The sequence below is a fragment of the Bradyrhizobium sp. AUGA SZCCT0222 genome (assembly GCF_018130205.1).
In the GTDB taxonomy this organism is placed as follows: domain Bacteria; phylum Pseudomonadota; class Alphaproteobacteria; order Rhizobiales; family Xanthobacteraceae; genus Bradyrhizobium.
Genome location: NZ_JAFCLX010000017.1, coordinates 120,708 through 134,482 on the forward strand (window position 1 = coordinate 120,708; position 13,775 = coordinate 134,482).

The 13,775-nt window shown below is 64.8% G+C and carries 14 protein-coding genes; 3 read left to right on the forward strand and 11 right to left on the reverse strand.

What is annotated here, in order from left to right; genetic code table 11:
- Window positions 1–5 precede the first annotated feature (5 nt).
- The 7 genes from cckA to flgB all read right to left on the reverse strand — a co-directional run bounded on the left by cckA (window position 6) and on the right by flgB (window position 6,243).
- On the reverse strand, window positions 6–2,570 hold the full coding sequence (gene cckA / locus JQ629_RS17395) for a cell cycle histidine kinase CckA (RefSeq protein WP_212413700.1): 2,565 nt from the start codon (window positions 2,568–2,570) through the stop codon (window positions 6–8).
- A 219-nt stretch (window positions 2,571–2,789) separates the two neighbouring features.
- Complete coding sequence (gene flhB, locus JQ629_RS17400; RefSeq protein ID WP_212413701.1) at window positions 2,790–3,863, reverse strand: flagellar biosynthesis protein FlhB; 1,074 nt, start codon at window positions 3,861–3,863, stop codon at window positions 2,790–2,792.
- An 18-nt stretch (window positions 3,864–3,881) separates the two neighbouring features.
- Window positions 3,882–4,652, reverse strand: coding sequence for a flagellar biosynthetic protein FliR (gene fliR, locus JQ629_RS17405; RefSeq protein ID WP_212387248.1), 771 nt, complete (start codon window positions 4,650–4,652; stop codon window positions 3,882–3,884).
- A gap of 17 nt (window positions 4,653–4,669) precedes the next feature.
- Window positions 4,670–4,933, reverse strand: a complete 264-nt coding sequence (gene fliQ / locus JQ629_RS17410) for a flagellar biosynthesis protein FliQ (protein ID WP_192740264.1) — start codon at window positions 4,931–4,933, stop codon at window positions 4,670–4,672.
- 109 nt (window positions 4,934–5,042) lie between these two features.
- Window positions 5,043–5,354, reverse strand: coding sequence for a flagellar hook-basal body complex protein FliE (fliE, locus tag JQ629_RS17415; RefSeq protein WP_212413702.1), 312 nt, complete (start codon window positions 5,352–5,354; stop codon window positions 5,043–5,045).
- 17 nt (window positions 5,355–5,371) lie between these two features.
- Entirely contained in the window at window positions 5,372–5,800 is a 429-nt protein-coding gene (flgC, locus tag JQ629_RS17420) for a flagellar basal body rod protein FlgC (RefSeq protein WP_212413703.1), read from the reverse strand.
- A gap of 26 nt (window positions 5,801–5,826) precedes the next feature.
- On the reverse strand, window positions 5,827–6,243 hold the full coding sequence (gene flgB / locus JQ629_RS17425) for a flagellar basal body rod protein FlgB (RefSeq protein ID WP_212264294.1): 417 nt from the start codon (window positions 6,241–6,243) through the stop codon (window positions 5,827–5,829).
- Window positions 6,244–6,677: 434 nt separating this feature from the next.
- Here flgB and JQ629_RS17430 point away from each other — a divergent pair, with 434 nt between their 5' ends.
- On the forward strand, window positions 6,678–7,592 hold the full coding sequence (locus JQ629_RS17430; RefSeq protein WP_212413704.1) for a flagellar biosynthetic protein FliO: 915 nt from the start codon (window positions 6,678–6,680) through the stop codon (window positions 7,590–7,592).
- A complete protein-coding gene (fliP, locus tag JQ629_RS17435; protein WP_212035006.1) occupies window positions 7,589–8,341 on the forward strand; it encodes a flagellar type III secretion system pore protein FliP in 753 nt (250 codons plus the stop codon). Before JQ629_RS17430 ends, fliP begins: the two co-directional genes overlap by 4 nt.
- Here the strand turns inward: fliP and JQ629_RS17440 are convergent.
- Window positions 8,329–8,499 (reverse strand): hypothetical protein, encoded by a 171-nt coding sequence (locus JQ629_RS17440; protein WP_212413705.1) that lies wholly within the window; start codon window positions 8,497–8,499, stop codon window positions 8,329–8,331. The genes fliP and JQ629_RS17440 overlap by 13 nt on opposite strands.
- Before the next feature lie 136 nt (window positions 8,500–8,635).
- Between JQ629_RS17440 and JQ629_RS17445 the strand changes: the two genes are divergently transcribed.
- Window positions 8,636–9,082 carry a GNAT family N-acetyltransferase gene (locus JQ629_RS17445; protein ID WP_212413706.1) on the forward strand — a complete coding sequence of 149 codons (447 nt, stop codon included), beginning with the start codon at window positions 8,636–8,638 and terminating at the stop codon, window positions 9,080–9,082.
- Window positions 9,083–9,110: 28 nt separating this feature from the next.
- Here the strand turns inward: JQ629_RS17445 and JQ629_RS17450 are convergent, their stop codons facing one another.
- The 3 genes from JQ629_RS17450 to JQ629_RS17460 form a co-directional block, all read right to left on the reverse strand.
- A complete protein-coding gene (locus tag JQ629_RS17450) occupies window positions 9,111–9,347 on the reverse strand; it encodes a hypothetical protein (RefSeq protein WP_212413707.1) in 237 nt (78 codons plus the stop codon).
- 111 nt (window positions 9,348–9,458) lie between these two features.
- Window positions 9,459–9,752, reverse strand: a complete 294-nt coding sequence (locus tag JQ629_RS17455; protein ID WP_312010928.1) for a DUF1488 family protein — start codon at window positions 9,750–9,752, stop codon at window positions 9,459–9,461.
- A 74-nt stretch (window positions 9,753–9,826) separates the two neighbouring features.
- Window positions 9,827–13,699, reverse strand: a complete 3,873-nt coding sequence (locus JQ629_RS17460) for a tetratricopeptide repeat protein (protein WP_212413708.1) — start codon at window positions 13,697–13,699, stop codon at window positions 9,827–9,829.
- Between the last annotated feature and the right edge of the window lie 76 nt (window positions 13,700–13,775).

Genomic DNA, 13,775 nt, shown 5'->3' on the forward strand with positions numbered 1-13,775 from the left:
CGGCCTTACGACGCCGTCATCGTCTCCTTCACCTTCGCGACCAGCGCGCTGAGCGCGAAGGGTTTGGCGAGGAAGGCGAACTGCTCGTTTTCCGGCAGGCTCTTGTCGAACGCCTCTTCGGCATAGCCGGAGACGAAGATGATCTTGAGGTTGGGATTGCGCAGCCGCATTTCCTTGAGCAGCGTCGGGCCGTCCATTTCCGGCATCACCACGTCGGAGACGACGAGATCGACGGCGCCGTTCTTTTCTTCCAGCGCTTCCATCGCCTCGATGCCGTTGGCGGCCTCGATCACGCTGTAGCCGCGCGAACGAAGACCGCGCGCGTTGAGCGAGCGCAGGCCGTCCTCGTCTTCCACCAGCAGGATGGTGCCCTGCCCGGTCAGATCGGCCTGCGGCTTCGGCGGCTCGGCCGCGGCTTCCTTGGCGGCGCCATTGGTAACCTGCGGTTCGGGCGCGGCTTCCAGTTCAGGACGGTGCCGCGGCAGGAAGATGCGGAACGTGGTGCCCTCCCCCGCTTTCGAATCCACGTAAACAAAGCCGCCGGTCTGCTTGACGATGCCATAGACGGTCGACAGCCCGAGGCCGGTGCCCTTGCCGACCTCTTTGGTGGAGAAGAACGGCTCGAAAATCTTGTCGACGATCTCGGCGGGGATGCCGGTACCGGTATCGGCAACGTCGATCCGCACGTAGTCCGCCGCCGGCATGCCCTTGTAGGACAACAGCGCGGCTTCATCTGTCGTGACGTTGCTGGTCTTGACCGTCAGCTTGCCGCCATCGGCCATCGCGTCGCGGGCGTTGACGGCGAGATTGACGATCACCTGCTCGAATTGCGAGACGTCGACCTTCACCGGCCAGAGATCGCGGCCATGCACCAGGTCGAGCTTGACCTTCTCGCCGATCAGGCGGCGCAGCAGCATGGTAAGATCGCTCAATGCGTCGCCGAGATCCAGCACCTGCGGCCGCAGGGTCTGGCGGCGCGAGAACGCGAGCAGCTGCCGCACCAGCGTCGCGGCGCGGGTGGCGTTCTGCTTGATCTGCATGATGTCCTGGAACGACGGGTCGGTCGGCTTGTGCGCGTTCAGCAGGAAGTCGTTGGCCATCATGATGGCCGAAAGCACGTTGTTGAAATCGTGCGCGATGCCGCCGGCAAGCTGGCCGACCATGTCCATCTTCTGGGACTGGTTGATCTGGTTCTCGAGCGTGCGCCGCTCGGTGGTTTCCAGCATGTAGACGATGGCAGCTTCGGTTTCGCGCTCGTCCTCCTCGACCGCGGTGACGAAATATTGCGCCCAGCGCTCCTTGGCGCCGTCGAGCATGGCTTCGACCGGCGCGATGTCGCCCTGCCCTTCGGCGGCCTGGTTGATCGCCGCGATCAGCAGGCTGCGGTCGCGGGCGTTCACGCTGCGGAAGATCGACTTGTTGGCGGCACCGTCCGCACTCAGGCTTTGCGCCAGCTTGGCGAAGCGGGCATTGGCGCGCACCACCGCGCCGGCGCGGTCCACGGTCGCGATCGCCATCGGGGTATGGTCGAAGAACCGCATGAAGCGCACTTCGGCGGCGCGCTCGGGGTCGGAATGCTCGTCGCGCGCGCGGCTGATCACCAGCGTCCGCGACGCGCCGGGCACGCCGTCGGCGCCGAACGCCAGCTTGTGAAAGAGCCGCACCGGCATGGTCTTGCCGCTGCGCATGCGCAGATCGATGTCGAGCACTTCGGTTTTGACTTCGCCCGGCACCGCCACGATCGACGTCAGCAGCGACGCGCCGTCGCCCGATACGATATCGGTCAGCTTCAAGCCGCCCGATCCGATCTCGGCAAGGTCGTGATCGAGCCAACCCGCCAGCGTCGCGTTGACATAAACGACTTCGCCTGAAGGACTGACCGAGAAGAAGCCGCAAGGCGCGTGATCGAGATATTCGATCGCGTGCTGCAATTCCTTGAAGACGTCCTCCTGGCGCTCGCGATCCCGCGTGATGTCGGCGATCGACCACACCGAATATTTCGCCTCGCGCTTGCTGGCGCCGAGCGGACGGACCCGCATCCGCAGCCAGCGGCCATGGGCGCCGTCGATCCCTGCGATCCGGACTTCCTCCTGCTGCCGCTTGCCCTCGCGCGCCGCCTTGAGCAGGCGGAACACCGCCTCCGACACATCGGGATTGCCGATGAAGACGCGCTCGATCGGGCGCACCTCCTGGGCGGTCGCGGCCCCCGTCAGCGCCAGATAGGCGGCGTTGGAATAGACGACGTGGCCGCGCGAATCGGTGACCGCGAGCCCGTCATGGGCATGGTCCGCGATCCGCCCCATCACCGGATCGTCGGTGCTGCGGTCGGTGAAACGGATGATGCCCGCGGCAAAGGCGAACAGATTGAACAGGCCGACCATGGCCAGCAGCGCCAGCACGCCGAGGATATAGGGCTGGGCCTGGGCGCGGCCGATGGTCATCAGCACGACCGCGATCGCGACGATGCCGGCGGCCACCAGCAGCACCAGCACGATGCTGCCGCCACGCCGCGCCGGCTCATGGGCCGCGAAGGGCTCGGGGGACGGATGGCTGTCGGTTTCGGCGGTCATATCAGGGGACGCAAGCCCGTCGGCATGGGATGGCGCGCTGATCTGCGCGCCTCCCTTGAGTGCCTGAATCGGACCGGCAAGCGCAAGTCCATCAGGCGGCTAATTGGCATCAATAGCGGTTTCAAGCGAAATGAGCACCGGTTCGAGTGAAGAAAACACGTAAAAAATATCGTCCAGGGCTTTATCCAGCGCATTTCAAGGCAATTTTCGACCCATCCGTCAGTTGCGCCGGCCGGCAGCGTCGCGCTTCAACCCCATGACGAAGCCGATGATTTCGGCAACCGCATGATAGTGCTCGACCGGGATTTCCTCGTCGACATCGACGGTGGCATAGAGCGCGCGCGCCAGCGGCACGTTCTCGACGATCGGAATGTCGTGTTTCTTGGCGATCTCCCTGATCTTGAACGCGATATTGTCGACGCCCTTGGCGACGCAGACCGGCGCCGGCATGCCGCGGTCGTAGGACAACGCCACCGAATAGTGGGTCGGGTTGGTGATGATCACGCTGGCCTTGGGCACATCGGCCATCATGCGCTTCTTCATGTTGGCCTGGCGCAACTGCCGGATCTTGGCCTTGATGTGGGGGTCGCCTTCGGACTGCTTGAACTCGTCCTTGATCTCCTGCAGCGACATCTTCTGCCGCTGGAACCACTGCCGGTACTGGAAGAAGTAATCCGCGATCGCCACGGCAGCCAGCATCGCCACCACCGCGCCCATCAGATGCAGCGTCAGACTGGTGGTGACGCCCATGATCGCCGTCGGATCGAAGGCCAGGAACGACTCCAGCCGGTGGCGCTCCGGCCACAGCACCGCCATCATGACGGCGCCGAGCGCGACCAGCTTGAACACGCCCTTGAGGAAATTCGCCAGCGCCTGCTGGCCGAAGATGCGCTTGAAGCCGGCGCCGGGCGACACCTTGCTGAATTTGGGCGTGAGCGATTCCGACGACCACACCAGCCGATGCTGGATCATGTTGCCGGCGATGGCCGATAGCATCAGCATCAGCAGCGGCACACCGATCGCCGCCAGCACGGCAATGCCGAGCGTATTGCCGAGTTGCAGCAGCGCCGTGCCGTCGGCGCGCAGCGTGCCGGCATTGGCGATCAAATTGCGCAGCGGCATCAGGATGCCGCCGCCGATCGAACCCGAGAAGGTCGACAACACCAGCGTCGCGCCCGCGATCACGAACCAGGTGTTGACCTCCTGGCTCTTGGCAACGTCGCCCTTCGCATGGGCGTCGTCGAGACGCTTTTGCGTAGGGTCTTCTGTTTTATCGTCGCTATCGTCGGCCATCGCGGCGCCTGAGTTATATTATCTAAGAGGTGTGAGCTCGTGCATGACGCCGGTGAAGTAGTTCAGATAGGTGCCCATCATCGCCGTGAGGACGCCGGCGAAGATCAAGAAGCCGATCAGGATCGAGAGCGGCACACCGACGAAATAGACCTGCATCGCCGGCATCAGCCGCGCCAGAATGCCGAGCCCCATGTTGAAGACGATGCCGAACACCAAAAACGGCGCCGACAATTGCAGGCCGATCTTGAAGGCGGCGGCGAAAGCCCGGGTCGCAAGCGCCGCGACATCGCCGGTCGGCATCGTCTCGCCCGGCGAGAAGATCCGGTAGCTCTCGTTGAGCGCCGCGATGACCAGGTGATGGGTGTCGGTGGCGAACAACAGCGTGATGCCGAGGATGGAGAGGAAGTTGCCGATCAGAAGGCCCTGCTGGCCCTGGGTCGGATCGACAGCGGTGACGAAGCCGAGGCCGAGCTGCTGGGCGATCACTGAGCCTGCGACCGCCAGCGCCGACAGCGTCACCCGCGCGGTGGCGCCGAGCACCACGCCGATGACGATCTCGTGCACCATCAGAACGCCCATCGCACTCATCGAGGTCAAATCGACCTGATAGGCGGCGCGGTGCAGCGGCAGGATGATCAGCGTCAACAACAGCGCGATCGCGAGCTTGATCCGGACCGGGATGTTGCTCTCGCCAAATCCCGGCAACAGCATCACCATCGCCCCCACGCGGGCAAACACCAGCATGAAAGTCGCGGCAAGGGCCGGCAGGAACGAGACATCGATGCGCATGGCTCAACCACAGTGCATCATCCGCCTATGATTCGCGACGATATCCGCATCATGTAGCCCTGCAACGAATCCGCCATGAACGGCAACGCCAGCAATAGCGTCACGAAGATCGCCAGGATCTTCGGCACGAAGATCAGCGTCTGTTCCTGGATCTGCGTCAGCGCCTGGAACAGCGACACCACGACGCCGACCACGAGGCCGACCACCATCAGGGGCGACGACACCACCACGATGGTCCAGATCGCATCACGCGCCACGTCGAGGGTTTCAGCACCGGTCATTTTCTGTCTCGCTCTTTCCGCAGCGTCATTCCGGGGCGCGAAGCGAACCCGGAATCTCGAGATCCCGGGTTCGATGCTGCGCATCGCCCCGGGATGACGTCCAAGGACGTCAAATCGGCATCTTCATGATGTCTTCGTAGGACTGGATCACCCGGTCGCGCACCGACACCAGCGTCGAGACCGCGACGTCGGTCTCGGCCACCGCCGTCACTACGTCCATGACGTTGGCCTTGCCCGAGGCCATCGCGATGGTCTGGGAGTCGGACTTCTTGCCGGCTTCCATCACGCTGCCGACGGCATCCTTGAGCAGCGCGCCGAAGGACGGGCCGCCCGAAGTCTGGCCGCCCTTCTCGGCGCCGCCGGTCTCCATGATGCGCGAGAGCGCGGCGTAGGCGTTTGCTGCAACGGTCGGTGAAGCCATGGTCTATGATTCCTGTTTCAGGCCTTGAGGATGTCGAGCGTGCGTTGAATCATCCGGCGCGTGGCGCTGATGATGTTGAGGTTGGCCTCATAGGACCGCTGGGCTTCGCGCATGTCGGTCATTTCGACCAGCGGGTTGACGTTGGGGTATTTGACGTTGCCGGCGGCGTCCGCCGCCGGGTTGCTCGGCTCGTGCTTGATGCGGAACGCCGACTGGTCGGTGCGCACCTTGCCGAGCGTCACCACTTTGGCATCGATCGTGCGGTCGAGCGCCGAGGAGAAGGTCGGCACCTTGCGGCGATAGGGATCGCCGGCGGCAGTCGGCGCGGTGGAATCCACGTTCGCGATGTTTTCCGAGATCACCCGCATCCGCCCGGCCTGCGCGCGCAGGCCCGAGGTCGCGATGCTCATCGAGCGGGCGAAGTCGCTTCCACCATCATCTGCCATGATCCGGTTCCCCTAAATGCGGCGCGTCAGCGCTTTCCGATGGCGGTTTTGAGAAGTCCGAGGCTGCGGGTGTAGAGCGAGGTGGCCGCCGCATAGTCCATCTGGTTGGCGGAGACCCGCATCATCTGATCTTCCAGATTGACGGCGTTGCCGGCCGGCCGGGTCAGGAAACCGCTCTTGCCGCCATCGCCGTCGAAGGTCTGGGCGCCGCCGGACACGCCGATATGGCTCGCGCTGGTGCGCATCATCGCCATCGAACCGAAAGTTCCGCCGACGGTGGCGGCGGAACCTTTTTTGTCGAATTTCGGTTCCACCAGGTCGCGGGGCTTGAAGTTCGGGGTGTTGGCGTTGGAAATGTTTTCGGCGAGCACCCGCTGGCGCTCCTGATGCCACTGCATCTTGGTGCGCAGCGCCGACAGGATCGGAAGATCGTTGATGGCCATCGCGAGCGGGTCCTCGTTAACCTCTGGCAGGCGCCGCGAGGTAGGCAGAATTTGCCCGGTGTATGGTTAACGGCTGGTTAAAATCCGCAGAATCAGGCCGTGGACAACGCGCTTGCACGGGGGCCGGCACCCAAAAGAGCGCATTTTCGCCACGAAACCTGCGTTAACCAGCAACGGCCAACGCGGTCGGGGCGCTCAGAAGTCGTTTTGGATCAAGCGATTCTTGGTCTATTAATTAATGGGCGGCAGCGTTTGCCGTGGGGAATTAAGGAATAGGGCTCATCTCGGGCGTGATTCGCCGGTCGACGGATCGCTTCGGAACATGAATATCGTTTCGGAACATCAATCCGGAAGAATCATGTTCAACTTGGAAGATCAGGTCCGCGCACCTCGAAGCAAGCATGTGAGAACGGCCTGAGGCCGGGGACTAGAGAATGCAGACAGCATATTTCATCTTCGCATTCATCGCCGTGCTGGCGCTGATCGGCGTTGCCGCTTGGCTGGTGCGCCGCTTCGCCACCAACCGCCTCGGTGCCAACACCAATCGCGGGCGGATGCCGCGGCTGGCCGTGATCGACGCCGCCGCGGTGGACGGCCGCCGGCGCCTGGTGCTGGTCCGGCGCGACAATGTCGAACATCTCCTGATGATCGGCGGCCCCAGCGACATCGTGGTGGAACCCAATATCGTCCGTGCCATGCCGGGCCGTGAGCAGATGGCGCCGCGGCCTGCGGTCACTGGCGAGCAGCCGCCGCGTATCGCCCCGCTGCCGGATGCCGGCTGGAACGACGACGGCGCGCGCGACCCGTTCGATCACGCCGAGCCGCAAATGCCCGAGCCGCCGCCGCGCCCGGCACGGCCCGCTTTCGCCGACGAACTCCGCCGCCCGGCGCCGCCGCCGATGGCTGAGCGCCGCACCGATCCACTGGCAAGCTTCGCGCCGGAGCCGATGGGCGGCCGGCCGGAACCGCGTCCCGATCCGGTCCCGCAGCGCCCGGCCCGCACCGAACCCATGATGCCGCGCCCGCAGCGCCAGAGCGAGCTGCCGAAGCCGCCGCCGCCGGTCCGTGCGCCCGAGCGTGCCGCAGCACCGCCACCCCCGCCGCCTGCGCCTCCGCCGCAGTCCGCCGACCAGAATCTCGCCGAGATGGCGCAGCGGCTCGAAGCTGCCTTGCGCCGGCCCGCCGATGCCCCGATCGCGCCGCCGGTCGCGCCGGAGCCGCCGCCTGCCCGCCCCTCGCGCAGCGAGACGCCCGCCCCGCCCCCCGCGCCCGCGCCGCAGAAAAGCGGGTTTGAGAATCTCGAAGACGAGATGGCCTCATTGCTGGGCCGCCCGAAGTCTCCTTCGTGAGATCGGCGAAAGCCCCGCGTAGAGTTTTATTTTTTGTCACACTGATAGCCGCCGGATCGCTCGCCGATCCGGTGCTGGCGCAGGACATCAGCATCAATCTCGGCCAGGGCGGTGGCGGCGTCACCGAACGCGCGATCCAGCTGATTGCGCTGCTGACGATCCTCTCGATCGCGCCGTCGATCCTGATCATGATGACGTCGTTCACCCGGATCGTGGTGGTGCTGTCGCTGCTGCGCACCGCGCTCGGCACCGCGACCGCACCGCCGAACTCCGTGATCATTGCGCTCGCAATGTTCCTGACCGCGTTCGTGATGGGGCCGGTGCTGCAAAAATCCTATGACGACGGCATCAAGCCTTTGGTCGCCAACCAGATCGGCGTCGAGGACGCGCTGCAAAGGGCGTCCGTGCCGCTGCGCGGCTTCATGCTGAAGAACGTCCGCGAGAAGGACCTCAAGCTGTTCCTGGACATGTCGCGCGAGCCGCCGCCGGCGACGCCGGAAGAGATGTCGCTGCGGATTCTGGTGCCGGCCTTCATGATCTCCGAGCTGAAGCGCGCCTTCGAGATCGGCTTCCTGTTGTTCCTGCCGTTCCTGATCATCGACCTCGTGGTGGCGTCGGTTCTGATGTCGATGGGCATGATGATGCTGCCGCCGGTCGTGGTGTCACTTCCGTTCAAGCTGATCTTCTTCGTGCTGGTCGACGGCTGGTCGCTGGTGGCGGGAAGCCTGGTGCAGAGTTACGGGACGTAGCTGATTTGATCCGCGCCGGTGTCACGGGCGGTCGGATAAGCCGTCGCGCCGGCCTTCTCGACGACAGCCGTCGTGATCATGCTGATGCCGTTGTCCGCGACCACGTCTTTGGTCCGTAATTCCACCGCGAAAAGCGCGGTGCCGATGACCGCGACCACGACAGCGATCGCGACCGGAACCAGCGCTCGGTGTGTATTCCTGGGATGCATAAAAATTAGTCCGTCTCTCGCGCTATTTGGCTTCTTGGGAAGCTACGATTTGGGATGGAAACGGTTTCAATCAAGGAGCTCACGGATGACAAGTGCGCGACTGGTAAATGCCGGCGATCTCGGCGCCTTGCTGGCGCTGTTTGCCGAGTCCGACGTCAGCCGGAGTGCGGAACCAGAACGAGCTAGAATAATTTGGGCGCAGATCCTCGCTCGAGAAGGAGTAATGATCTTTGTATCGGACGAAAGCAGTAGAATCGTTTCAACCTGCACGCTCATCACCACGCCCAACCTGCTGCGGGGCGGTCGTCAGTTCGGCGTTCTCGAGAATGTCGCCACCCATCCCGACTTCCAGGGACGCGGCCACGGCCGCGCGGTGATCACGGCAGCGCTGGCCGAGGCGTGGAAGCAGGACTGCTATCAGGTCTTGATGCAGAGCGGCCGGGCCGATCCACGCGTGCACCGGTTCTACGAGGCTTGCGGATTCGTGCCGGGACTTCGTACCGCCTACGCTGTGCGCAATCCTGCGAAATAGGAAAGGCGCGCAACTCCTCGCGGTCTACTCACTCCTTGAAATCATACTGCTTGCAGAGGTGGTCCCCGATCTGCACCAGCATCACGACGCATTCGGGATAGCCCGGCTTGTCGATCGTCGCCTGTTCGGCACTGACGCGAAACTCCCAGGAGTCGCCGTCGCGGAGCACCGAGATCACCATTCCATCGGGGCAATCGTTATGGACCTTCAACTCGGCTACTGCCATCGCAATGAGTTCGGCTTCGGTCTTGGCTGGCTTGCTCATGGCGATAGTTCCCCCCGATGGCGTCTTTGATTTTGTGCGCGCAGGTTGCCGGTTCGGAAGCCGTCTGTCGAGGGGACGAGGCCGCGGCGCGATACCTTGCCGCGCCGGCCGCTATTTCGGGATGTGCTTGGTGAATATTCTGACGACATAGCCCTTCACGGCCGGCGCCGCGTCGAACATGTCGGAGGCGATGCGCTCGACGGCATCTCGCAACGCCAAAAACTGCGCCTGTCTTGCCAGGCTCTCGGTTCCCTTGACGCCTGCAAGCTCGTCCATGGCGGCGTCACTGATCTGGCATTCGATCGGCTCGTCCCCATTTTGCATGGTGAACTTGAACGCCAATCGTTCGTTGTCGTGTCCTACAATTCGGCCCCGGGTCAGCGGCATCGAACGACAAACTTCCATACGGCTTGATGTGTGGATTTCGCTTAACCGACGAAACGCTGGCGCGCAAACCCCGCCGGGGGTTGCCTGAACTACTATTTTGCCGCTCCGGCGGTTTTGTGTCCTGATATCGCGGGCAGCGAACCGGTGTGGACCGGCTCGCCCCTGGCCATTTCGGGCGAAATCGGCGCGCGCGCGGTGGCGTCGGGGAAGCGGACCTTCATTTCCCGGATAAAGCCATCGAGCGTGTCGACGCCCGCCGCCATCTTGGCGATCGAGACAAATTCGGCACTTGAGGCAGCGGCCGGCTTGCTTGCGATATCGAACGCCATCCGGTCGGTATCGCCCAGCATCAGCGGCGCATATTTCTCGCGGAAGCGCGACAGTCCAATGGCGTCCTCGGCGAGCGCATAGCCGACGACGGCGCGGATCACATCGCCCTTCTCCACCGCGTTCAGCGGTTTGAAGTCGCGCCAGCGATCGGCATAGTACAGTTCGATCTGTTCGGAGGCCTCGCGCCACTGCCGTGACGCCCAGTAGATGTCGGAACGCAGGCGGATCGCCTCGCGTCCGGTGATGTTGGAGATGATGTCGAGCGCGAGATCATGGCGTCCGACGTCGCTTTGCGCGCGCGCCTCCAGCAACAGGCGCTGCTGGCGCAACTCACCGGAGAGATCGGCGATGCGCGTGGTGCGCAGCGCCGCGACAGCGCGATCCGGCTTGCGGTTGGTCAGATAGACCATGGCCAGGCGCGCCGCCACCTGCGCGCGCGCGGCGCCCTCCAGCCGTTTGTCGATCTGATACTGCAGCAGCTCGGCGGCCTGATCGAGCAGGTCGACCGCCACCAGGCGGTCCGCCAGACGGCGGATCATCTCGTCGCCGCGGCGGCCGATCGGCGTCAGTTCGCGATATTCGTAGAACATGCCGAGCGCATCGATCGGCTTCATGTCCTCGCCCTTGGGGCCGAGAAAGAGCTGCGCAAACAGCGCGGACGCGGCGTCCTGGCCCTGCCGCGCCAGTTCGGAATTCGGCTGCAGCCGGGTCGCGGTCTTGGCCGCCGCGAGCGATTCCTCGTAGCGGCCCGCGTCGGCGTATAGCTGCGACAATACGGCAAGGGTCTTCAACTCGATCGCGTCGCCACGCCAGATCGCCGACAGCGTTTCCAGTTCGCGCAGCACCTCGGCTTGCCCGAGCTGGCCGCGCCGCTGGCGGAGCAAGACCTCCAGCAGCTTGGCTTCGGCAGCAGCAGGCCGATCGGACGAATTGACGGCGAACCGGTAGGCGTCGAGTGCGTCCTTGTCGTGGCCGAGCGCCTCGGCCAGCCGTCCGCGCAACACCGCGATCTCCGGCTTCATTTCCTTCGGCACGCCGACGACCTCGAGTTCGCTGCGCCGGCGCGAGGCTCCGGCATAGTCCTTCACCTCGAGCGACGCCCGCATCGCATCCGCGGTCACGATGCGCTGCATTTCCAGCGGCAAGGCCGCGATCGAGAATTCGGCGTTCTTGAACTTCTCGCGGGCGTCCGCCCATTTGCCCTGGCGGGCAAAGGCGAGCGCCTTCCACAATTGGGAGTCATAGCCGTTGCCGATCACCGGACTGGCCAGGCCCTTCAGTCCCCGCTCGGGATGGCCGATCAGGATGCTGGCGACCGCATTGACCATGACGACGCCAGCGTCTTCACTTCCAGCCTTGGATTCAGAGAGGATGAGATTGGTCACTCCCCTCGCTTCCTGAAACATCCCCCGCGCCATATAGAAATTGGCAAGGTCGAGCCGGGCTTGCGCCAGCCCGTCATCGCCGGCCGCGGCCGCCGCCTTGATCAGCGCATCCAGCCGGCCCAGAAAATTCTCCTCGCGGTTCTTGCGCCATTCCTTGGCGTCAAACAACGACCGCACCGCCGCGGTGGCGCGTTCGGCAGAGACGTCGGCCGACGACAGCGTCAGCCCGCCCGGCCGGCCGAGCATCACCTTGTCGGATCCGACCTCGGCGGTGATATCGTCGGAATTGGGATGAACGACGACGCCGTGGACGGATTCCAGCAGCGACAGTTCGACGAAGTCCTGCCGCTTGATGAAGCCGCGGGTCGGCGGCGGCGCGGTGACCACCAGCAGCGTGTCGCCGGCGTCGGGGTCGACCAGCCGATGCATGAGGCCGGGGTTCGCCAGCGGCACGGTGACGTTGGCCAGCGCCGGATCGGTGATGTTGCGCAACACCTGCAGCGGCAATGGTGGCGCCTGCACACGATCGGCAAATGTCAGCGTCCAGATCATGCCGTTGGCGCGACCATCGCTTTCAAGCGACGGCATCTGCGGCCGGTTGAGACGAATGCGGATGGCCTGGCCTTTTTCCAGCGGCAGCCGGCTGACGTCGCCGATGATTGCGCCGCCCTTGGCGCGGATCTGCTCGACGTCGATCGGCCCGGTCTGGTCGAACACCAGCCACACCGTGTCGGCGCGGCGGAACATGGCCGCCGGCGTCGGCGCGGCAAACGAGAACATCGCGCGCAGGCCGTCGCTGTCCCGCCTCGCCTCGACGGCAGCCGCCGGTAGTTCGGCTTTCTTCGGCGCCTCAACGGCAGCAGAAGCGGCCTTCTTCGGTGCTGCGGGTTTTGACGTCTCGATCGCGGCGGCCGGCTTTGCTTCCGAAGGCTGCGCGGCTTTCGGCGTCTCCGCTGGCGCCGGCTTCTCGGCCGCAAGCGCCGGCTTCTGAGGCGCAGCCGGCAACTTTTCCACGGCGGGTGTGGGCGCTGCAGCCTGCGGCGCCGGCTTCTCCGCTGCAGGAGCAGCCTGCTCGACGACCGGCATCGCACCCGGCGTTGTTGCGGGGGCTGGCGGCGCTGTTTCCATTGCGGGCGGCGCCTGCTGCGGTTCGCCGGGCTTGATCTCGATTTTGGCCTGCTCGGCGATTGCCTCCGACGTAACCGGCGGCAGTTGCGGGAGATGCTGCGGCGGTATCGAGTCGTTCAGCGGCTTGCTGTGGGCGATCGCCTGGGCAGCGGCGATCTGCGCTGCGACTCCCGACCTGGCCGTCGGGGCATGCGCTACAGCCGGGGCATTCGCGGCAGCCGGGGCTTGCGCCTGTTCCGCCGCCGGCTTGTCGGCTTGCTGGAAGGCGACGTCGATGACGTAGTTCTTCTCTTCGCGGAAGGAATGCACGTCGACTTCGCCGATCAACACGATATCGACCGCGGAGGCATCGCCATCGGTCCGCTGCGTGATCGAGGCGATATTCGGCGGCGCCGCCACCTTTGCATCGGCCAGATCGAACGCCAGCACGCCGTTGAACTGCAGCGTCAGCTTCTGCTCGTTCAGCACCGAAGAAACGTTGACCCCGTTGGGCATTTCAAAGACGAAGCGGACAAAGGTCGGCTGCACCGAGGCGCGGACGCGCACCGGCGGCTTCTTCTTGGCCGCGGCAACCGCAAGCTGGGCGCGCAGCGCGCGTTCGGCGGCCCGGGCCCGCGCGGCCAGTTCGCGAATGACGTCGGCCGGCAGCGTGGGCGGCGGGCCGGTCCAGCTGTCGGGCAGGAAGTCGACGAAGATCCGCTCGCCGGCCGTCATGGTGTTGATCGTTGCCCGCCGCGCCAGCGACAGCCGGATCGCCGAACCATCCGGGTCGCGCCGCGCCGAGCCGACATAATCGGGCACGGCGTCGCTCAGCTTGTCGACGGGAATGTCCACCGGACGCTTGAAGCGGATCACGATGATCGAGCCGGCGGTGATGACGTCCGACTCGACGTCCTCGGCAAGCTTCAGCACCAGCCGCGCATAGCCGCCGGACGCCGTGAACGTCGCTTCGCCCTTGACGAGGTCCTGGGCTTGGCAGGGCGACGCCACCGTCACGCCGGCGAGCACCAGGAAGGTTGCAAGCGGCGAGCGCAGACCACGGGCTACATCAAGGCAGCGCCGGGCCATCCGCGCCAATGCGCGGCCTTGCGACCCAATTCCAGCGGCAGCCCTTTGCCCCATCCAGGATGTCTCTTGGCCTCAACGATTGCAGCAGCGAGGCGCCCTCGCCTTCGCGGCTGAATCTTGAATTGGCCGG